Source organism: Nocardia asiatica NBRC 100129 (assembly GCF_000308415.1).
Taxonomy (GTDB): domain Bacteria; phylum Actinomycetota; class Actinomycetes; order Mycobacteriales; family Mycobacteriaceae; genus Nocardia; species Nocardia asiatica.
The window spans coordinates 4,708-29,076 of the sequence record NZ_BAFS01000457.1; the positions used below are offsets into that span (position 1 = coordinate 4,708).

Consider the following 24,369-nt stretch of genomic DNA (forward strand, 5'->3'; position numbering starts at 1 on the left):
TCAGTCCGACGAGCGGGCGTCCGATGTATCGGGTGGCGGTGGCTCGTCCGGTGTGGCGACCACGTAGAGATCCTCCTCGCGATCGATCGCGGCCTCCGATCGCAGGGCGACGACAAGCCGGAGTATCTCGTCGACCGACAGCACCTCCCGACCAGGGCTGTGCTGCGACGCGCGTGCAAGCGACTTGGTCACATTCCAGGACAACTCGAACAGCCGGAAATGGCCGGGATCCGGAGAGTTCGCCGCCTCGACCAAGCGGACGGTGTCGACAATGACTCGGTGCATGTCGAGCAGGTGGAGCCAAGGCTCCAAATGAACCGGGTACGGGTCGAGGCTGCGCGTGCTGCCGGGGCTTCGGTGCGTGAGCACCGCCGCTTCGTAATCCTTGGGACCGTAGAGGGCCAGCTCGAAGTCCACGATCGCGTGACCTGAACTGACCTTCAAGACATTGGCACTGGTCAGGTCGCCGTGAACAACCAAGAATCGCTGGGGACGAACGTGCTGCAGCTCCGGCTCGAGGACGGTGCTCAAGGACTCACCCAACCCGAGGCGAGCGAATATGGTTCGGTACCGCTCGACCGAGCGATAGCGCTGATAGATCTGCTCGGTGTGTTCCATGAGCATGCGGAAGAACCCCGCCGAGTCGCCCGATTCCGGATACCAGGCCGGCAGCGGCAGTAGCTCTTGCGGGACGGGAACCTGGTCCAACTGCCGACTCATTGCCACGAGTGCCGCGGAGACCTGCGGAGAGTGGAGGTTGCTCACCGGTGCGCCGTAGATCCGTCGCTGGATCTGGAACAGCACGTCGCCCTGGTCGTCCAGCTCCACGTGTAGTACCTGCGGCACCCCGTGTACACCGGCCTGCGCCAAGGCGTGCAACGTTTGGTATTCCTTCGGCCATAGCACGAAGTCCAGCTGCTCCGGGCCTTGCTTCCGAACGCGGATCGCGAAGTCTCCGAGCAGATAGATGTTGTTGTAGGAGCCCGACATCCGCTCACCATGCTCGACCGCGGCGTCACGCAGCGCCACAGCCGTCGCTCGTGGCAGCATTACACCCTGATCACCACCGAGATGCCGGTATTCCTCGACAGGTAGTAGATCGCGCACCGGCGGATATGCGGACGGGATCGTGTCGAGCGACACGACATAGATCGGCTCGTCTGCGCCGCGCATCTCCTTTTCTTCCTCGGGCGCCACCACATAGAGCGGTCCATCAAGGTCGTCAGGGACGTGCGCTACATACAGCGGTTCGTCGAGATCGATCTCGCCGTCAGCCGCATCCCGGTTGATACCGACATCGGGGGTTCTCGTTTCGGTATCGCGTTCTGTTTTCTGTCCTTCGGACGTGGGGTTGTCGTCGCCGGGGCGGTCCTCCGGTGCCGGATATACCAGGTCGGCAGCTCGACCGGCCAGGCCGCGGATCGTGTTCCCGATCCTGCCGGTGACGCCGCCGAAGACTTGCTGCCCGGTTTCCAGGAGCTTCTGCCCGGCTTGCCCCGGGAGCAAACCGGTGATGCTCTCCACTATCTCTGTCCCCGTGCCGAGTACGAACTCGGCGCCTTCCCGCAGGACCGTGCTGAACAGGTATCTGTCGATGACTTCCATCAGGTATTCCTCGGCCGCGCGTGAGCCCATCCTCGACCAGATGAACGCGCACAGGACCCGAGCCTTCAAGTAGTCGTCTCCCTGGGCTTCGAGCCATCGGCACCCCGGGAAGAACGCGGCCGACCACAGATCGTCTTTCGGATACGCGATCCAGAACGCGTACTGCTCCTCGGTGATCACCCCGCGCCTGCGGGCGTCGTCCATCAGCTCGATGTCGGGGTTCAGCATCGGCCTGCCGGAGAAGTACTGCATGACGCCGGCGGCGATCAACGCCAGCTGCGGCAACTCGTCCATCGAGGTGGTGCGTTGCAACCTGGCCCACGGGGTGATCTCGTTGATGACGTTTCGGTCGCTGGCCTTCTCCGGCGTATCCACCTGCAGGGTCCGGATTTTCCAGACGGGAATGGTCTCGCCGTCCCGGGTGATCTTCTCCTGCGTGAAGAACAAATTGCGCCAATCGACCTTGTGGTCGTGCACCAGCTGATCGATGGACGAACCGGTCACATTGACCAGCATGAGCGTCACGTAGAGCGGCGCACGCTTGATCAGCCGCGCCAGCTCGAGCAGGTCTTTCTCGGTGAGTTCTATGTTCCGCAGTGTCTCGGTGTCCTCGTGGAACAAGGCGTGGAACCATTCCCGGCGATTGCTGACCCACTCCGCGCCGAACGGCGCCCCCTCGGCGGGCTTCGGCATCCTCCGGAGATACTCGAATGCGGGATTGATCCCCACCACTTGCTCGATGGCGGCGTCCACCTCGGCCCAGTACTCCGATCCCGTTGCCGGAATGGTCGGATCCGCGTCTTCGAGAGGCGTCGGATGATCCCCGTTCTGCGCCCTGGCCGATGACGCCGGGGCGTGAGCGGTTCTCGCGAAGGCGCCGCCCTCTCGGCGGTTCGGGTCGGCGGCATGCGCCACTGCACCGGGCGGCACACCGCGCGGCAAACCGCCGAATGGATCGGCTACTGCGGGCGGCGGATCGAGAGCCAAACCATCGAGGCCGCGGGCCCGATGTGGCGGAAGATCCAGCACCGGACTGTCGTCCGCATAATCCGGTCGCGAGTCCCATCCGCCGCGCGACCAGTACATCCATCGCGGAAACGGCAGTGGATCGGATTCGGCGCGCTGGATCGCCTGTATGCGATGGTCGTCGCCTCGGGCGCCATAGAAGGCGTCTCGTTCGGCACGGAAGTGGCTCGCAATGACGGGCAGCGCGTCCATGCCCATCATGTGGGAGACGCCGCGGAAGATATACAGCTTCGACGTCGGGATGAGCCTGGCGTTATTGCGGCTGTGGTCCACAGGTGAGAATTGGTCCGCAGCGCCGTGCACGATGTCGACCGGGACGCGGTACTGGTCGAACCGGATGCCCCAGTTCCCGGTCAGCTGAATGGCGTCGTCCGCCCATGCTTGCGGATAGTTCCGCAACGCGCGTTGATAACCCCGCGCGACCTCTTTGCGGTGTGTGCCCACCCACATGTGGTCCACCCTGGTGAAGGCATCCTGGTTGTAGCGAAGTAGCCACTCCCCGTCCCGGGCGATGTTCTCGGCCATCTCGGTGAGCGTCGCGGCCATGCTTTCGAGGTCGGGCCTGGCATAGATCCGCTGGTTCGCATCGGCCATGCCTGCCATCCACTCACCCATGTCGTCGAGCCGCGGAGCGGTTCCCACGAGGGAGACGACCCGGTCCACATGGTCGGGGTCCAGCGCGCCGACCGCGATGGCCACCGATCCACCGCCGGATCGCCCGAGCACGGAATAGTGGTCGAACGCGAAGAGTTCGGTCGCGATGTAGATGATGTCGCGGGCGCAATCGGCTACCGTGCGTCCAGGCAGCGGATCCGAGTCGCCATAACCGGGTCTTTCCACGACAACGAGCGCGAAACCGCGGTTGTAGAGCGCCCGAGGATCAGGCAGCGGGCCGTCGACCCCGACGGGCGTGCCGGGAGAGAGCAGGATCGGGTAGCCGTGCGGGTCGCCCAGTAGTCGGAAGTGTACGGTTCTGCCGTCCGGCATGAGGGCGGCGAAGAGTTTCGAAAACGTGCCCAGGTCGGCGGTTTCATCGGGTTCGGGGACCGCGTGGACGGCGCCGTCCGGCAGTGCGGCGTGGTGGCCGGACCGACTGCCCCGCTCGCGTCGTATATCAATCGACTCGGTTTGCCGGTCTTGCTGTACGGGGGCTGCCGGCGCGTTCCCCGGAGCCGCGCCCGCGGTGTCGGCGGAGTCGGATGTTCGTCCCGTCGCGGTGATCGAGGGAACAGCGCGATCCTGCCGACCGGCCTGGTCGTTCTCGACGGCGATCGGTCGCCCGCCTGCTTCGGCTTGCTCCGTCCATTCGAAAATGGTGGCCAGGACCTCGATTTCCTCGATTTCCGCACCGCGGCCGGTATCAGCGGCGAGTTCGGTGACGCGGTCGATCGCCCGTCGTATCTCGGCCAGCGGGTCGCGCATCTCGGACGGCGCCAGGTTCGCGCGGACCGCGGGATACCCGAGCAGCGCGCCCATGGCGTGACGATAGGCCTGCTGGTACGCGCGCTCGGGTTCGAACACCGAGTCCAGCGCCAGCCGGCGATCCGAGCCGACCGCCACCGGCACGTCGTCGCTCACCGCTCCGGTACTTCTGAGACGGGCCAGCTCGGCCTCGATCTGGCCATAGGCCCGATTCAACCTATCCGCGCTGATCGCTTCGCCCTCCATATGGCGCTGAACGGTCATCCGGTTCAATTCGACGAATCGCGCCTCGAGGTCGCTGATCCGTTGCGCCACCGGATCGTCCACCCCGTTGTCAGCGGCCTCGTTCGGGACGGTGCCGCGGGCTTCGGACACCGCAGGAGGCGCGGGATCCTCCTGCTCCCCACCGCGAGCGAATCCACCGCCGTCCGCGTGGGGTTCTACCAGCCTGTTGATTCGTCGGTGCCGGGGCACCGGGCCGCCACGGTCCCACGGAGCGCCGCGGTCGTCGAAGGGATCGATGAGATCGGGAACGCCGCCGATCAGGCCGATGTGCCGGGTAGCGGCGGGCCTGCGGATCGCGGCGGCGGTACCGTCGGTCGCGGCGGGTCCCTGCCCCGCGTCCGCTTCGTCGACGGTCGCGGATCGCCGGTCGTCGGGGGCGGTGACGGTTTCGGTGGCCACCGCCGTTTCCGTGTTCTCTGCCGTTGCCTGGCGGTGAAGCTGATCCGCGAACTGGGGCCGCGGCCGTTGCACCGCGTGGGCTTGTTCGAACGCGTAGGCGTAGCCGATCAGCGTGGGTTCGCTCCATGCCGCGGCCCGGAAGCTCACATTGACGTGCTCTCCGGCTGGATGGTCCGGGTCGGCCGGAGTGCGGCCCGCTGGGACGAGGATGGCGGGATATCCGGCCTTATCACCCATGATCGTTCCGTAGTCGTAGACGGACACCAATGCGGTGAGGTTGTGCTCGGCCATCACCGCGTCGATCCGGGTTTTGCTTTCGGCGATGTCCAAGCGGAGGTCTGCCTGATAGTTCGCCGTGTCGATGCTGTTCGCGCCGAGGTCCATCGCTTGGGCGGCGAGGGCGCGGTCTTGGCCGTACTTCAGCGCGTCGTCGGCGTGGGCGTTGTTGTAGGCGATGATGTCGGCCAGGTTCTTCATTGGTGCGTCCGGGGGCAATCGCGAAAGGTATGCGTTCAGGTCGCGTTTGAATTCGTAGGAGAACACACTCGACCAGGGCGGGTCGTTGTCTTGGAAACTATGTGAGGTGTCCAGGTCGACGGTGATCAGTGTGGCGCCCTGAGCCCTCAACGTATCCAGCGCCGCTTCCCAGAGGGGGCGCTGTGCGGAATCCTCTGACGGGATTCCGAACGTCATCACGCCGATACGGGCACCGCGGAGGGCTTCCGGATTCAGATCCGCGGTGAAATCGTGTCCCGTCAAGGGATTGCGTGCGGTGGCAGGGTCTTGCGGATCGACGCCGACGAGAGCCGTCAACAACATCGCGGCGCCGGTGACGTCCGGACTCAGCGCGCCAGGTGTGTCACGGGTGGTGGCGATGGGTACGACGCCCGTGCGGGACACAGCACCGACAGTGGGTTTGAGTCCGACAATCGAATTCCAGTTTGCCGGGCCCACAACCGACCCGGTTGTTTGAGTGCCGATGGCGAGCGGCACAAGCCCGGCCGCGACAGCGACAGCAGACCCTGAGCTGGAGCCCCCAGGGACCAGGGACGAGTCGATCGGATTGCGGGTCGGACCGCCATAGGAGCTGTATCCAGGGGGCAAGGTGCCCAGATAGAACGCGAACTCGGTGAGATTGCCGTGGCCGAGGATGACGGCGCCCGCCGCACGCAATCGCGTCACCAGCGTGGCGTCCGCGACGGGGTACGAGTCCGCCAGAGCCACCGAGCCCGCGGTGGTCGGCATGCCCGCGATGTCGATGTTGCCCTTGATCAGGACCGGCACCCCCAACAGCGGGCCGTGCGCGGCGCCGGTCCGCCGCAGTTCATCCGCGCGGGCAGCCTCCTCGAGCGCCTGCGGATTGATGCCGATCACCGCGTTCAACGCCGAAAGCGCTTCGATGCGCTGGAGACACAGCTGAGTCAATTCAACGCTGGTGACCTGGCCGCCACGCAGCAGCTCGATCAGCTGCGTGCTTGTCAGCGATACGAGATCCAGCGCCGGCGCCGCGTGGTCCAAGGCTTCGGCGAGTATCTCGTCTGCCTCGCTCTCGGCGGTCTCGAGCGCAGGACGGATACTGGGTGAGGCTTCGAGAGCGGAGGCCGTCGTGCCCGGAGTAACGGTGTCCGCCGGATTGTCGTCGGCCGGACGCGCTGTCTCGGCGTGGTCCGAAGTTCGCCGGTCCTGCGGCCGGGGTTCGTGTTCGTCCCAGCTCCGGCCGTTTTCCGGATTGCGATGGAATGCGAGATGGGCGTCAGGGGAAATGATTCCGAATTTGCGCCTGCTTGCGGGGTGCCGGAAGCGCTCGGGGGCGAGCCCGGCTGCGACGGCGGGGTCGATCTGGGGGTTGACGTGTCGACTCTCGGCGGCGGGCGTCGGCGGCGCGGCGCGGTCGTGCCCAGCGGCTTCCGCGAGCGGCACGGTGATCGCCGCGCCGGTCTCATCGAAGAATATTCCCTGCACACCGGGCGGTCTCGGCGAATCCGTGGACGGCACGTGAACGGCGCGCAGCACGCCCTCGATCGGATTCCGCACCTCGACTCGCGTGTGCCCGTCCGGAGAGACACGGCGCACCAGCAGGTAGGGAGCTTCTCCCGCCGAGACGACAAGCGCCGAGACACCGTTGCCTGGACTACCCGACGACTGGTCCCACGTCCGTAACCGCGCCGCGATCTCACCGGCATCGGCGAAATGCTGCGGCTGCCCGCCGGTCGCGGCCAGAAGGATTTCGATCGGCGTGTCCTCCGGGCGAAGGCGAGTTGGTATCGCGATGTCGCGGCCGGTTACGTCACGGAAGTCCTGCAGAAGCAGCGAAATATCCGGATCGCCGGAATCTTGTCGCTGTGCCCATCGCGCCAAGAACTCTGCCGGCGACGATCCGTCCCGCGTCACCGTCAACCAATGCAGCACTCGCGCCGGATGAGTCAACGGCAAGGACGACACGACCGCACCGGTCCTGGCTCCTTCCGCCACGCCTTCGATCGGGTCGAAGGTATCCGTCACGGGGTGCGAGAACGGCAGCAGGGAATAGTGGGGTAGCAGCGCAAGCCATTCGGTGTACCCGACGTCGGCCGGTATCAGTTCATGTTCTCGGTAGAGCTCATAGGCGGCTCGCAACAACGCCGGTGCGAGGTCGTGCAGCACCCAGTTGCCCTCGTCGGCGACTACGTGAATGAACTCGTGGTGCGTCAACTCGTAGACCATGTCTTCGTCCGACTCCGCCCAGCGGTGGTCGGCAACCTGATCCGCCCAGGACTGCGCGAAATCCGGGTCGGTGAAGATCTTCCTGTTGAGCCTGATCGACGAGTAGTAATCCTTGGAGTCAGGAGTTGTGCTGCCGAAACTCCGAGTAACGCCGAAGCCTACGGTCTCGTCATCGAACATGAACTCGCGCAGCGCGAATCGGCTGCCGTACTCCGCGATCAGGTTTCGCAGCGCGCGGTCGACGGATTCGACGGCTTGCACCCCGACAACCGAGTCCTCCCAGCCTAGGAAGCGGATGTGGTGGTCGTCGTACAGTTTTCGAACGACGCGAGCCTTCGCTTCGAGATCTCCCCGGGGTGGTGGCTCGATGACGCTCTCACCGCTCGGCTCCGGCCGCGGCTCGTCGAATCGAGCCCAGACCTCACCCCACTGCTCGACACCCGACACGGTGGCCTTGCCGAGCAGTTCCCGCACCTCGGTGCCGACCTGGGCATCGCTGAACAGCGGCGCGTGCCACCTGAGCATCGTGACGTCGGGGAAGCGCTCGGGACGGTATTGGTCCACGTCCAATGAAACGTACAGCGATCGGGACTCGGCCTGCATGGCCATCCGCAGTGTGAGCCGGGCCTTCATGTTCTGCACGGCCGTCTGCTCGTCCCACCACTCGACACCGGACCGCTGCAGCGAGCGGGTGTAGCGCTCCATGTACGTCATCGCATTGCGCCCAGCAACGCGCACCAACTCGGTTGCGGCTTCGGTCTGACTCCGATCCCGCCAGCCCCGCTCGCGCATCATGTCCCCGACAGCCGTCGCGACCGCCTCCAGGTCTTCCTGCGTGCGCAGGCCATCGAACTCGTAGAAGGGGAGGAATTCCAAGGTGAGATCCGGATTCAGATATCCACGATCCGCCGGCAGATCCCGTACCGCGGCAACGGCAGCCTCGTCCGGATCGAGACGGAAGGGCCGACCGGGGACCCAACCACCGCCATCTATGTGGAGTTCGCTGAGTTCGCGCAGCCGTTTGCGCATTTGGCGCGGTTTCCCGAGATTCGAGGGGGCACCGTCCGAGAATGCATCGGCGCCGCCGATGTCGTCCCAGGGCGGGACGCTCGCGTGCCCGATGAGCCCCGTATGCCGAGTGGCTCGCCGGGGTCGGGAGCCGTCGCGTGGCTTGGCCGCGTTCTCCGGTTCGACATCGGTCGTCGGTGTCCGGCTCTCGGGGCGGGGGTCACCGATGATTCCCCTTTGCTTGGCTACTGTCACGATCTCCGCTCGATCACCGCGAAGGCCCAGCGCGACTCGAAGGTGTTCGAAGCTGTGCTTCACCTTCGCCTGGGTGACCCCGGCAGCTTCTGCGATCTCTCTTCCGGATAGGCCTTTCGCGGTCAGCTCGAGGACCTGCACCTCGAGATCGGATATCCCATGACCCCTGGACGGAGTCGTCGGAGAATTGCTCGAACTGCCCGGCTGGTGGTCGCGCTCGCGCGGCTGGATGGCCTCCCTGCGGTCCTGATGCCCGGGCGGGCCCTCGTGTGGTCTCGAAATCTCGAACGATACCGCCGTTGGAGACGGCGCATCGGCCGCAGCTTTGTGTTCAGCGGGGACGTTGTCCGAGGACCGCGTCGCGGCAGGCTGGTCGGAGGCGGGCTGACCGGTGCCGAGGATTCCCCGCTCCTGCGCTGCCGCCACGGTCGACATCCGCCCGCTCGTACCAAGCTTGCGGCCGGCACGGGTGAGATGGCTTTCCACCGTGTGCGGCGCGATGACCAGACGCGCTCCGATGTCGCGGTTGGAGAGGCCCTGCGCGGCAAGGCCGAGTACTTCGATCTCACGGGCCGACAGCTCCGTTTGCTTCGACGGACGGCGGGACGCGGGCGGGCGCGCGGAATCGATCGTGCTCGGCGCATCGAGATCCTGGACGCGCACGACTCCGTGGCGAAGCGCCGCCATGACTGTCGGAATCAGGCCATCGGTGCGGAATTTGTCCGAGGCGAAGGACACTTGATCTGCCACTGTGCTGCGGCGCCAACCTGTCCTGGCGGCGATGTCGGGGTACGACAAGCCCGCTGCCGACAGGCGGACCACCTCGTGTTCTTTCGGCGACAAGCGCACGCGCTGCCACGGTGGAACCATGCTGCGCGGAAGATCGAGGAGTCCTCGTCGCAGTGCCTCGACCACTGTCGCGATCTGGCCGCTGGTGCCGAGCGCTGCCGAGGTCCGACGAAGCTCCAGCTTGATGGTCCGGGTGGACATCCCCGACAGGGAAGCAATCGCCTCGAGCGACTCGCCCGCGAGAATGAGCTGGAGGACTTCGATCCCGCGATCGCTCACCCCTTCCGCGGTGCGTGGTGGTTGGTCCAGATTCTCCCGGGTTCGATCGCCCTCATCCTCGCGGTTCGCGAAGTGGTGGGTGGGCGGGGCGGGAAGGATTTCCTTCAAGCGTCGCAGAACGAAGTCCGCCGCGTCGTCGCCCGTGGCTTCGGACGCAAACGCGGTGGCCATACGCTGCCGCGCGGCACTCTGGTCCTGCCCGCCTCGAGAACCCGCCGGGGCAGATGTCCGATGTGTGGCTGGATCGGCGATGAACTCCGCCATTCGACGTACGGCGCCGTATGCGAGTAGCCCGATCGTGTCTTCGCTGTGCCCGAGAGCTTTCGCCAAGTCCGCCGACGAATTGTGATGCCGGCACAGGCCGACGACGATCCGCCGCTGGTCTCGCCCGAGTCGGCGTAATGCGTCCTGGAGTTGCCACGGATTCGCCTCGATCAGGGCCTTGCTCAGCGTTTCGAATCTTTGCGGTACGTCGGCAGCGAGGACGAGCGACCTGACGATGCCGTTGGCGGCCTCGTTCCCCGAGGCCACGACCGCGCCCACGTCTAGTCCGAGCTCTTGGGCGATCTGCTCGGCCGATCGCTCCGACCACAGCAGCCGCAGGACCTGTCGCTGTTGGGTAGTGAGATTGCCGACGGCCGACATGACCTGTGGAACGGTCGCATCGGTCAGGACTTGATCGGGGGTATAGCGCACGAAACCCGCGGCGAGTACGGCGCGGAGTGCGGTCCGGAACTCGGCCCCCGCTCGCGGGTCGGTTGTCCGTTCACGGGGCGCGCCCGTGTGCTGCTCGTCTCCACCGTCCCGTTGCCAGGGAGTCGGCCTGTTCGTCCTCGCGTTATCCGACTTCTCCGGTTCGGGCGACCGAGGCGAGCTGTCGGTACGAGGTGCGTCTCGATCGTGCTTCGCGCGATCGACAGTGGCTCGATCCGGCTGCGCACCGCGCCCGGGCCTTTTGAACGCCCAAGCCTCCGGGCCGACTCGGTCGCCGTACGCGTCCAACATGCCGGGGTCGGTCCGGCGCCGGCGATCTTTGTCCGGACGATGAACATCGAGTGCGTCGTCCGGGCGTACGGGGCCTTGTGGAGGTGGCGCGGCGGAGGTGTCCGGTGACCGTGGTCCAGGACTCGCCACCGCAGGCGGTCGCGCTGCTTCGTCGCGCGCGCGGGCCTGTTCCAGCCGCTGTAGTTCGGCCTCGGCGAGGGTGACGAGATTGGTGTGCAGCACACGCTCGGCCTCGGTCGGAGTCAGACCGCTGATCTCGGCAGCGACGACCGCTTCCGCTTCCGCTTCCTCCACGGCCAGGGTGCCGTCTCGAGAGAATCCGTAGGAGCTGATCTGCTCGCGCAGCCATGCGATCAGGTCGTCGTGGTCCGTCGAGCCGTATGTGTCCGCGTGGTACTTCCGCAGCACGGAGTACGCGTCCGATCCCGCGCCCGGCAGTGCCCGGCGGAGCCGATGCGCCATCTCGTGGATGCCGACGCTGTAGAACCAGCGATCGGGGTCGCCGCGCATGCGTCCAGTAGCCACTTGCTGGACGGCGTCGGCGCGCGCGGCTACCGGAGCTGTAACCCACGACTCGTTGAATACGACGCCCCCGGCGGTGGACTCTTGGGCGATGATCTCCAGAGCCAAGGGGACGATGTCGATCTCCGACAGGCCGAGCACTCGGAACTTGGCATTCATGTGCAGCACGGCCGCGACGATCTGATCCGCGGTGTCGAGATCGATTCCGGGGTTGTCGAGTCCCACGAACCTAATGCCGTGCTCAGCTTCCGCCGCCGTGATCATTGCCATCTTGGCTTGCTGTTCCGCCGGTGACGCGGGGTGGTACTCCGCCGCGAGAATCTGCCGTTGGCGGTGTTCCTCGGCGTGCTTATCGGCGGCGAGCGTCAACAATTCATGCAGCAACTTCTCGCCGACCGTGGCGGTGGTCGGGTCGTGCTCCACCGCGGCGAACGCACCCGCTATCGCCTTCGCCGACTCGAGCGCCCCATCCTCACCCCGGCCATAGGCACGGAATTGCCCGTCCATCCAGGCGAACATCTGGGCAGGACTGTCCAGCCCGACGGTGGTTTCGCAGTGCTCCAAAAGCGCCGATTTCGCGTTGTATTCCGCTTCCAGCCGACCTGTCGCGTTCAGCGCGTACGCGAATTCTCTGAGCAGCAATCCGCGCACCGGTTGATCGGCGGGCCCGGTGGCCTTGCCGGCGTTGACCATGCCCTTCCAGGTCGACGAGAGCAGGTCCGGCATGGTGAGGATCTGCTTGCTCACTATGAGCGACCGGGTGTGCGGGTACATCGCGTCGCTTCCGACAGCGTTGTCGCTCGACGCGAACAAACGTTCCCCGGAGAACGACCCGATGCCGACCTCGTGTAGCTGCACGTGTGGATACTTGGTCAGCAGTTCGTGGATCGTGCGAGCGAACTCCCTGAATATCTCGATGGAAATATCCGGCAAGTCGAAACCGACCACATCGACCCCGTGTCTGTGGCGCAACTCCGCGGCGATCTCTCGGCCGGTGGTGAAACGCGCGAACGGATCGATCTCGGAAGCTTCGGCGGACGAGTCCGAACGGGTCGCCTGGTCCGAGTGGGTGAACTCCACTGCCGTGCGCACGACAGCGCGATGGGACTCCCGCCGCTCCTCGGGGAAATCGGGCTCCGCGTAGGCAAGTCTTTGCTCCGACGTGGCCGAGCGCCAATTGCGCCGAAGCCACTCGTCGTGCATCTTGCCGCTCGCGCGTTCGAGGAAGTCGTCGCCGCGGACGTCGTCGCCTGTGCGCAGCGCTTCGTGTACCAGCGCCAGCGCTACCTCGGCGTCGCGGACGTATGTGGCTCGAACATCGCTCGGCAGGCGATGGAAGGGCGTATCCGCGGAGGTCGTCGCGCCGCCGACCTCGTGCAGCCGCGCCGCCAAGCCGGCGACCGAGGAACGTGGCAGCAACCCGAGCGGCGCAGCACCGTCCGGGATGGTCGTGGACTCGGCCGAGGTGGTCTGCACCGGCGCTTCCGGGGATGGGGGCGCTGCGTCCGCGGCGGCCTCGACCGCCGCGCGATCGGGTTGGGACGTCGCGGAAGGTGCACCGGGCTCCGGCGCCTCGGCTACTCCCCGTGCTGTGGCGGGGATATCGGGGCCATGGACCGCTTCGAGACCGGCCATGCTGAAATCCGGCCCGGCTTCGTCGAATTCGAACCAGGTAACCGTTTCGCCGTCGGATTGTCCGTACCGGTGCGTCATCAGATGAAGCTTGCTGAAGATATAGGTCTCGACGAAGCCGGGCATTCGCACGGGCGGTTCACCGGCCAGGCCGGTTACTTCGAACCGCAATACCCGACGCCCGGGGGTCCCGGCTTTCGTTGCCTCGACTTCCGCGCCTCCGGTCAGCCCGGTGTACATGGAAGCCAGTTCCAGGGCCAGACCGATAGACGATCGGGCGTGGTCATCGTTGGCCCAATCGGCGACGAAGTTCCGTACGTCACCATCGATGGTCAGGCGAGACTCGGTGGTTCGTTGACTCCGGTGCGGCACTGTCAGGTGTATCGCAGCGTTCTCCCCGGCGTCGTCTCGCGGAGGATCGCCCACCGCGAGTTCGGCAGCCGAGGTGGTTTCGGCGAGGCGGGTGAATTGCTCGATGTACGCGGCTTCCTGTGAAGGCGTCAATTGGGTTGCCGGCCCCCACCCCACGATGTTCCGGTCGGCATCAGGGAGCCAGAAGCTGTCGGTGCTACCGAGGTGGAGCAGAAAATCGGACTCCCATTTCGCGGCGCCACCGGCCGCCCGGAAATCGTGGAGATCGGCCAGGAAAGTTTCGTCTCGCGCACCCAGCCGTGCGGCGACGGCGCTGATGGACCCGTCCTGCTCCGTAGGGCCACCCCATATCGAAATCGACTTGGTCGAGTAGCCGGCTTCCAACAGGCGAGCGTTCAGTGGCATCCCGGAGGTGCCGGTGTTGTGCTGCCATACGCTCGGGTCTTTGGTGACATGATCTCGGCCGATGAGAACGGCGATCTTGGCATCCGGGTCCGCCGACACCACTCGGGCGACGGCCTTCGTGATATGCGACTCACGGATGTCCCGGAGAGGTGAGCCGTGTTCCGAGCCAGGACTTCTGACGTCGATTGGCACGATTTTGATCCCATGCGCGACCATCGCCCACACCACACCTTCGTAGCCGGTCCAATGGGGGCCCAGGTTCACGTCGGACAGGCTGATCGGTATACCGGCGTTCACCGCGTCGATCGCCGGGTGCGGAGGAGCCTCGATGCCGTAGTGAGTGATCCCCGCCTCGCGTAGCGCAGCTGCTTGCCGGCCGAGATACACGCGGGTGAATATGTTGGTGTGGTCCTCGCCGAGCAGCAGAATCTGGGATTCCCGGGTCAGTTCTCGCCAGTCCACCGGTCGTCGTTCGCGCACGGCGTGGCCGAGTAGACGTGCCTCTTCGGAGAAATCCGCCAGTAGGGAATCGACCGCTCCGTGATCGGTCGGGTTGTCGTCCGGTTCATCGACATGGTCAGCGAACGGAAGCATATCCGCTGACTGCACGGCTGACGGAGCCTCGCGGTCCAGGTTCTCCGGCGCGGCCCATTCGCTGTCCGGTGTGCCGGCGCGAGGTGGTGCACCGGGTGCGGGCTCGTCGCTTCTTGCGAGCGCGGCGTCCTCGCTCCCGTCGGCCGGTGCGGTGGCCGACGGTTCGCCCGCAGCGGGCGGGGGAGGTGGTACGCCATGCCCGTAGGGGCGGCCCAGCGGATCGTTCTCGTCGTGATGGAAGACGCGGAGGTCGGGTCCGGCTCGGCGTCCGAACCGCCGGTTCCGGGCGGGGGCGTCGAGTACCGCGCGCGGATCGACATCGTCGTAGAAATGCGGTTGTTCGCCTGGAGATGGCGTCGCACCGCCTCTGACTCGTCGGCCGGGCGTGCGGACCTCGCTGTCGTCGCGCTGCTCGGGTACCCCGAACACAGGCTGCTCCGGCGCGTGTTGCGCCCGCGCGCGGGCGGGGTGGTACCAGTAACCGAGTTGTTCCGCGGCCTCGAGCACCCTGCGCCCGGCATCGGTCTGCGCGCCGTGCTTGCCTCGGAGTACCGAACTGACCGTCGTCTGCGACACACCGGCTGCCTCGGCCACCTCGGCCTGCGTCGGTTGTGGCACGAACCGTCCTGGTACGAACGCACCATCGATGAACCGACCCGGAGTGAAGCGATCTTCGACGAATTCCGGATCGATCGCTTCCTCGAGTACCGCGGGGAGCGGATAGCCGAGCCATCGAGCCGCGACCAGCACCCGCTGCTCTTCTTCGGTATAGGTCGGTTCGGTACGCTCGAGCACACTTCGGACCGATGGCCGAGCCACCCCGGACAGCTTGACCACGTCCAGCTGTGTCGGCTCATGATCCAAGACCCGATCAGCCACTGTCAGATAGCGCGTCCCGGCTTCGATGAGCTGCGCGGCTTCCGGGGTATGTGGGCCGCTACCCAACTGTGCGAGTCGGTCCGAAACGAGATCCTTGCGCAGCGTGGAAGGCTCCACTCGCAGCAGATCCGCCAGCTCGGCGGTCAGCGCCCGCACCTGATCGACATCGAACCCTCGCGACGGTGGATACCAGTAACCAACCCGCTCAGCCGCCGCGAATACTTTCCTGGCTCGATCTGTGTCGGGCGGGACCTCTCCCGTAAGGACGGCACTGACCACCGAAGGCGACACACCGGCAGCCCGGGCTACCGTGGTCTGGGTGGGCTGCGGCGTGAACAGTCCCGGCAAGAACTCGCCGTCGACGAACCGCGGCGGCGTGAATCGCCGCTCGGCGAAGACCGGGTCGATAATCCCATGCAACGCGGACGGAATGCGGTAGCCCAACCATCGAGCCGCCACCAGCAGTCGCTGCTCCTCTTCGGTGTAGCTGGGCGTGCTGCGCGTCAAGGCGTTGTTCACCGACTGCACGTCGACGCCGGCCAGTTCGGCCACGTCGAACTGGGTGGGTCGCCGCGTCGAGTCCTGTGCGCTCAGGCCGAGGAAACGTGCGGCGGCTTCGGCCAGGTGACCGGAGGAATCGGTCTCGTTCGCGTTCGGACCGAATCTCCCCAGCACCTGTTCGCGATCTACTCGATGCGGTTCGATACCCAGCGCATCCGCCAATTCGTGTCGCAAGGCTTGTATCTGCGCGATGTCGGTCCCGTGCGGACGCGGATACCAATAGCCCAACTCCTGCGCGGCGGCGAGCACACGACGCCCCACAGCTGTGTGTTCTGCTATTTCGCCGCGGAATACCCTGCTGACCGCAGCCGGGTCGACGTGCGCCAGCTGGGCTATCTCGGCTTGCGTGGGTTGCGCTGCGAACCGTCCGGGCACGAACTCGCCGTCGACGAATCGCCCCGGGAGGAATCGTTCCCGAGCGAAAGCCGGATCGATCGCCTCCGCCAGCGCGGGCGGGATCGGATAGCCGAGCCAACCGGCCGCCGCGAGCAGTCGTTGCTCCTCTTCCGTGTACACCGGCTGCGCTCGGCTGAAAGTGGTGTAGGCCGTCTGCCAGGCGACATGGGCGAGACGCGCGACATCGGACGGGTTCGGTTCCTGGGCCAGCTCCCACGGACCGAGTTCGAGGTAGCGCTGCGCCACCTCGATCAGCCGATTCATCTCGGCCGCGCCGGTCGCGGCCGCGATCCTGCGTAACTCGGCGAAGAGATCACCCGTCGCATGTTGCCGAAACGGGCCGTGCGCTGTCGATCCGAGTAGTTGCGCCAACTCGCGGCTGAGCTCCGCATCGCGAAGCTGTAGCCGATCCTGTGCCTGCCCGTCGACGCTTTCCGCTTCGATTGCACGCGCTGTCTCCGCCTGCACATCGGTGTCCAGCACGATTCGGCGGCCGATCCAACGGACGAGGTCCGGCAAGCGTCCGCCCGCTATCGCTCGGCGCCAACCGTCCCGGTCCAGGCTCCCTACCTGTTCGGAGGCGATACTGATCGCCTGCCGGACCAAGCCGGGACGCACGTGCGCGGGCTCGATGCCCAGCGCATCGGCCAGCTCGGTCCGCAGTATTCGCACCTGCTCCGGTCCGAGCGGCCTGGGCGGGCGTGCACGAGCGGTTTCGTCCTCGGGAGCGACGTGCGTCGAGGGCGCCTCCGGGACCGCGGCAGCACCTTCGCGAACCGTGGACAGCCGGAACGTGTGATTCTGACTTCGGCTGTCCTGCTCCACGTACCGGAGCAGAGCCTCGGCGTTGTAGCTGCCGAGGAAGCTTTCGATTGCGTCGACGAGTCCTGCGAACGCCGACGAGTCAATTCTGTCGGCGATGCGACGGAGCTCGCCGAATGGTTCTTCGGTCAAGTGTTCGGCTATCGACCGTGGCTCCGGAAGTGCCAGCAAGTGCGCGAGTTCTCGGTCCAGTTCCGCCCCCCGACGACGCAAACGATCCGCTGCGTCCGGTTCCAGCGGTCCGTCCGCGATGGCGAGCGCGGTCGCGGTTTGGATTTCCAGGTCCAACTGGAGCCGCCGCCCGATCCACTTCCCGATTCCCGACAATCGGTCCGCGCGAACGGCCTTCGCCAGATCCTCCGCGGTCAGGCTCGCGACCTGCTCCTCCACCATGCGTACCGCCTGTCGCACCCAGGCGTGCCGCACGATACTCGAGTCCACTCCGAGCAGGTCGGCCAATCCGGAACGCGCAGCATCGAGTGCGGCGAGTAGTCGGTTCACGACGACGGAATCAGGGCTCGCTTCCGCGGGATCCACCCCGAGCCGCGCCGCTACGGCTTCCCGTACGGACGCCTGGGCGCGCTGCGCCGAATCGCCGCGCAATTCGGTCACCATCTGCCGGGCCGCCGCGTTCGCCAACCGGGTGACCTTGTACTCGCTGAGCTGTCCCATCACTTCGGCGATTTCGGCTCGACGCAGTGCTCCGAAGTACGCCAGTTCGCTGTACCGCCGTTGATCGGCAGGGAGTCTCTCGACCGCGGCGAGCAACGCCGCCAGGTCACCCCCCATCGCCTCGACGACTTCGCCGGGAGCGCGAGCTTCTACCGCCGCGCGTAGCTCGGCGTACCGGCGCGATCCGGGCAGCGGAAGTTCATCCAGCCCGACGCGGAACACCGGCCCACGAGATAGCCGATCGACCAGGGCCTGGGGTACCTGACTGTCGAGGCGCCTGATCGTACTGCGGCTGACACCCATGATCTGCGCCGTGTCGGCCGACGACAGTCCGTTCAAATAGTGCAGTTCAGCGTATCGCCGCATGCTTTCGGTACGGAGGGCATGGATGGCTTCGAGCAGCGCGACGAGGTCCGTACCCATGGCGGCGCGCACCGTAGGCGGCACCACGGCCTGCACTGCCGCGAGCAACTCGGTGTATTGCGCAGAACCTGGCGTGGGCATTTCGTCTGTCGTCGTTCCGAGTACCGGCTCACGCGGTTCCGGTGCTTGTTCGGCGGGATTGTCCTCCACCTGGACCTGCCGCATCGGCTCCGGCTCGTCACCTTGGTGTCCGCGCTCCTGCGCTTGGATCTCGGCCGCCGCGTCCGGCTCGTCTCGCTCTATCGAATGCGCGCCGGTTTGAACTGCGATCGACTGCGCCAGTCGAGCGACGGCCACCTGCTCCAAGCTGACCAGCGCCTCGGGCCCGTAGCTGTTGAACGGCCGCGCTACCGCGGCCTCCGCACGGTCGAATCCCAGCTCGAACCTGCGCTGTAGCCACGTGCGCTGTACGGGGGACAGCTCGTCCAATCCGAATTCGAATTGCTCCCTGCTCATTTCGGCGAGCAAACGGAAATCCAAGTCGGAGTCGGTCATCCCCTCCGCGCGCAACGCCGCCAACGCGCCGCGGCGGATCCGGTGGAATCGCTTGTCCGCCAGAGCGTCGTGCGCGAGGTCCTGCAACCACTCGTCCACGTCCATGCCCGGCGGAACGGACCAGCCCTGCTCCTCTGCGTAGCGGAATACGTCGCCGTTGACCTCTTGAGCCAAGCGCACCTTCGGCTCGATCGAGCGGCTTCCCGGTGTGGTCGGAACACCGAGTACCTGCAGCAGGTACCGAAAAGTGCGCTCGCCGTACTGCTCGCGCTTCTGCTGGTACTGCGCACGCTGTTCCTGCAACGCTGTGGATTCGTCCTCCCGCGTCCGCTGTGCGGTCGTGACCGCGTCGGCATCGCCCGAGCGGACCGACTCCGGCACTGCCGGTGGTTGTGTCGACTGTTCCGGAGCGGAACCGTCGATGACCTCGACCCCGTAGTCGGGGATGATCCGTCCGGTTTCGTCCTCTATCCGAACGGCTTCGAGTCTGGCTTTGACGCCTGGGCCGAGACCATTCATCAAATGCCATTTGATCTGCGGCGGCGAGCCGTCCACCCAATACTCGCGATTCATGTACGCGATGTGGAGCTGTCTGCGCACCTGGGCCTCGAACTCCGGCGCCTTGTCCGCCTGCGCATCGAGGCGGTTGTTCTTCGCTTCGCGCCAGACTCGCCCGCCATCGGTGACGACATCGATCTCGCCGTCGATCCGAGGTCCCATCGGCATCTCGACCTCGACGATCAGGCACACCGCATCGATCTGATCGAACTGCTCCGCTAACCGGAGTTCACCGAAAAACCCTCGAATCGCGGCGGCGTGCGCGTTGACAGACCCCATATTGACATCCGAGGTGATCGGCTCGCCGGTAGCGGTCTTTCCTTCGAAGGACGCGGCGGCTAGTTCGGCCATCGCCGTGCGGTGCGACCGGAATACCTGAAGCCACCGATCTGCCCCCCTGTCGACGAGGTCAGGCATTCGCTGCAGCAGTGCTGCGCACCGATTCTCGACTTCCGTCAGGTCGTTGAGCAGGGTATCCAACCGGTCGATCACGATGCGTTGTTCCGCGCTCAGGCCGGGCAGCGGCTCGGACGGCATCCGGTGCTCGTCGCGATAGACCCGGGCGAGTCGGTCGACGAAGTTGGAGTTCGCCTGCTCGGCGCCCGCCCACACCCTGCTGATCGATTGGTTCGTATTCTGCGCGGCGATACCGCCGACCATTCGTCTCGCCTTGTCGGTCTGCATGAAGACGTCGGCCGCCTCGCGCGCCTGCCGCTCGGCTTGCGCGCGAGGCACGTCCTTCTTCCGCAGAGCCTGTGTTCGCTGGACGACGTGTTCTTGGTGGACGGCCTTCCGAGCCCTCGCCGAATATTCCTGATAACGCTCCAGGACGAGGTTTGCCGCCTGCCCGGTGAGGATCGGATCGGCTCCCGCGCTTTCGATCTGAGCCATGGTCGCCAAGAGGGCCGCAGGCAAAGCTTGGCTCGCCACAGCATCGTTGTGCCTCGCGGACCGATGCATTGCCGCCGCGTCGTCCGCTCGCAAGGGAATGCCGGCGCGCTCCACCCACTGCAGCGTTTCGAGCACGGTTGCAGCGGTGACCTGATCTCGCGCATCGTTGGTGCGGATCATTTCGTCCGCGTGCTGGATGGCGAGCGATTCCGCCGTCTCCGTCGGTGTTTCGTGCGCGACGAGGGCGGCTTTGCGGTCGTCCCAGTATGCTCGGTGCAGCGAGCGCTCCCGGGCCAGCCGGTACACGTGGTACCGCTGCAGGATGTGCATTTCGATTTGCCCGGCGTCCGTGTTTGTTGCGGTGGTGTCGATCCGGGCCAGAATCGCTTGTATTTCAGGGGGAAGCGTTCGGGTGTCTTCTACTCCGCGGATCGGCCTCGAGTGAGCGGCCGGAGCAGCGGTGACCGGTGCATCGCCGGGCCGGTCGGCTGCCGCGCGCGGTCCGAGACCGGCCTGGTGCTTTTCCCGATATATCTGGGCAAGGTGGTCGGCGAGATTCGAATCTTCCCGCTCGGCGCGTACTCGAACCTTGTTCACCCACTGGTTCGTATTGTTCGCGGCGGGGCTGTCGATCATCCGACGTGCGCTCTGCGTTTCGATGAAGTCGTCGGCTTCCCGCTGGGCCGACCGCAGAGCATCCGCAAGCGGGACATTTTGCCGCAGGTATTCCGACGTCCTCTCCTCGAGGAACTTACGATAGGCGCCCTCCTCCGGCCCCCGCTGATATTCGCTGTAGCGCTCGAGGATCAGGCGCTTGGCCTGCTCTGTGACGACCGGATCGCTGACGGCGTTATCGATCTGCCGCAACGTCGCCTGCAGTTCCGCTGGCAGCGGAGGACCATGGTGGGACGCACTGCTCGCGACGGAATGGCGGGATAGCTCGTCCGCCGTGTGCTCGGCGCCGCGGGGGTCGGGCGGGCGCGACCGCGCCGCGTCGAGTATTTGCGGGATTCCTTCGCTGTCAACCCACTGAGCGGTCCGTTCGGCAGCGAAGCGCGCGATCTGGTCTTGCGCCCGGTCACTACGGATGAATTCATCTGCCAGCTGCCGGGCGATGGATTCGGCATCTTCGGCCGCCGCGGTGTCCTTCGCCACGAGATCGGCCTTTTTGTTCCGCACGAATTCCTTGTGCAGGCTGTTTTCCCGGGCTAGCGCGTTTTCCTGATACTGCTTTACGACAGCGGCCCTCGCTCGTGCGGAGGTCTCCGCATCGCTGCCCGCATCATCGATCCGGGTCAAGATCTCGGCTAGGCCGATCGGATACGTTCCAGCGGTCGGACCGTTGGCGAGGTCGTCGCCGCGCAGCATGTCCGCGAGGGTGGCGGCCGGGACGTCGGTCAACCGGTCGGCTTCCGGAATATCGGGTCCCGACCGGGCGTGGTAATCCGCGAGCACCGCTTCTGCGGCCTGCCCTTGCTCAGGGGAGCTCTGGGTGGGAGGCGGACCGTCCCCGGGATCGGACCGGATCGCGTCGGCCGTATCCGGAGCGAGATCGCCGACGGGCCGGCTCGTCGGCGATTCGCCCTCGGCCGGAGTGAGTCCCGCGGCCGGAGCGCCGGGTCGTCCTCCGCTCGGAGAGCTGTCCGCGTCGTTGGCTACCGCCTCGCCACCGCGTGGCCCATGCAGCTCGAACCAAGTGGCTTTTTCGTTGTCCCGCACGGTGGTTCCGTGATCGTCCGACATTATGGCAACGAACTCGCCGCCGCGGCCGCGCTCGGCGTCCCAGGACGGCATGCCGGTTCGCTCCGGGACGACCTCGCTCTCGTCGGTGACGGTGAATCGGGTCTTGCGGGTGTCGTCGGTGTCCGTTGCCGTGGCGATGACCGCCACCTTGCCCTGGGTCCACCGCAGCGAATTGGCCACCATCTCCGAGAGCAGCAGTTCGGCGGTGTCGATCTGGTCCTCGGTGAGCCAAGGGAGCTTCGGTGGCAGTGACCGCACCCATTGCCGGGTTCTGGCGGCGGGGCGGACACGCTCTCCTTCGGCACCGACCGCACCGATCGCTTCGCCCGCCTCGCGCACGACCAACTCTTCGCGGACCAGCGGTACGGATGGCTGGCCGCGCTCGCGCGGCTTCGGCCGCGGTGTGGGTGTGGGTACTGGAAGATCGGGCGTCGGCGGTGGTGGTGTCGGCTCCGGTTCGGGTGGGTGTTGTTTCTTGCGTCGTCGGGGTTTGTCGCCTGCGCCCATCTGGGCGATGAGGCGCTTACGCTCCGACTTTCCGCTCGGTTGGGGAACGGGTTGCAGGTGCGGAACTCCGCCTACGGCGGGTAGGCGGCTGGGGTCCTGTTGGTATTCGAGAGAGTGGGGGTTCAGCTGCGGTCCGGCGGGCTTCTGCGGAGCGCCAGGGGTCTCCGGGTTCGGTTCGGTGGCGTACCGCGAGGGCACGGGGGGTGTGGCGGGCGGTTTGTCGAGCCCGGCGTCCAATCCCGCTTCCGGCGCGGCGACATGGCGATCCGACAGGGGATTGGTGATGTCCGGAGGGCGTGGTGACGCGGAGTCGGGGTTGTCGGGGTTCTGGAAGGCGCGGCCCAAGCCGACGGAATCGACAGGTAGGGGAGTCAGGGCGGGTGTGCGCGGTATGACAGGTATTGCGTCGGCGGGTGGTTCGTCTTCCAGCGGGTAGGAGACGCCGGGGATGGTGACGTAATCCCCAGCCGGTTTCTTCTGGACGCTGTGGTCGCGCGGGTCTTCCCAAACGCTGTGCTCGCGCGGGTCTTTCTGGACGTTGTGCTCGCGGGGATCGTCCACGATGGTTCCCGGCGGTGTGGGGAACTCCTCTGGATCGGCGTCGGGTTCGTCGGTACCCGGGCGGCCGGTGGCCGCGATGGGGGGCGGTGGCGTCGCGGCGGGCTGTGGGGTTCCTCCGAGGTTGTTCGCCGGGGACCCTGTGGGTGGGGTCGGCGGGCTCGTCTGCGCCGCAGCGCCATCCGGTGTGTGGCCCCACAACGCCGCTGGTGCGGCGTATGGGATGGCGTTCAGCGGGGACGCACCAGAGGGGGTTCTGCCCGTCGTAGCTTGCGCGGAAGGTTCTCCCACGGTGTCGCCGGGAGGTGTCGGGTTATCCGCGGACGGCGGTGGGTGCGCGACGGAGTTGCTCGCGCCCGGCCCGGAGTCGGTCGACGATGGTGTACCTGGCTTCGACGGGACAGCGGGCGTGCCGGGGCTGGTCGTCGCGGTTCCAGGGCGAGACGGTGACGGCCCGGCATCCGGGACCGGTGGCGGTGAGTTCGTCTGCCCGACCGAGTTGCCCGCGTCGGCGGCGGGAGGCGCGGACGGGGCGGGTGGCGTCGCCTCTTGTTTCGGTGAGCTCGGCGAAACGAGTGGATTGCTCGCATCGGAAGCCTGCGGCGTGACGTCGACGGCTTGTTTCCGCGCATCCGGCGCGGCGACGGGATCGCCGGCATCCGGCTTCTCCGCGGTCGCCGCGAATTCCGCTGCCATGCGGGCGAATTCCGCATCGATGTCGAGGAGCGGTTGTTCCTTGGGAGCAGTGGCTCCCTCGTCCAGCGTTTTGCCCGCAGGCGGTGGTGCCGTCGCATCGTGGGCGCCGCCGGTCGTCTGCTCCGGCGACACCATGTACAGGCTTCCATCCGGCCCGGACTGGATCATGAAGGGACTCGAGTAGGGACTGCTTCCGTCGGCGAGCGCTTCGGTGCCGTACGTGAGGATGTCCGGTTGGGTGACGGTCCCTTCGGTGACCACGGTGATGCCCCGCTGGTCCGGACGCACCTGAGGATCGCTGATCTGGAACTGACGGGCCGGGATCGGTGTGGCCGAACCGCCTTCGGGACGCGTGGCAACGGCGGACGAGGTACGCGCGACCGCGGTATCTCCCCACGCGGGGAAGGTCCCGCCGCGTCCAGGTGACGAGGGATGCGATGGTCCCCCCGACGGGTGGTTCGGCGCGCTGCCGGGCAGTAAGGTTCCGCCGCTTCCGTCCGGGAGCCCTCCGGGTCCGTCGCCTCCCAGGAATCTCGCGAGGTCGTTACGCTCCGATCCCCTCGCCTGGTCGAACAGATCGCGGAAGATCTGCTCGCCCTCCGCCATCATCTCGGGTGTCAGGCCGTCCGGTCGGTCCACCGAGCCGTCGCCGAACCCGTCGGGCCGCCTCCCTTGCGGCGGGCTCACTCCGTCGCCGGTAAGAGGAATGCGTTCGGGACTCGCCGTCTGCGGCGGCTGACCATCACCGGAGGCGGAGATCCTGGGCACGGCGCTGTCGGGGGCCAGGCCCGAATCCGGGACCGCCGCTCGTGGCGGCGGACCCGTGTACGCACCGGCCCGCGCGGCTCGCACCCCTGCTCCGAGCGA

At 66.4% G+C, this 24,369-nt stretch carries 1 protein-coding gene; it reads right to left on the reverse strand.

All coding sequences use genetic code 11. From position 1 onward, the window contains the following. Complete coding sequence (locus tag ON27_RS34940) at positions 1–24,354, reverse strand: alpha/beta fold hydrolase (RefSeq protein WP_157227703.1); 24,354 nt, start codon at positions 24,352–24,354, stop codon at positions 1–3. Positions 24,355–24,369 lie beyond the last annotated feature (15 nt).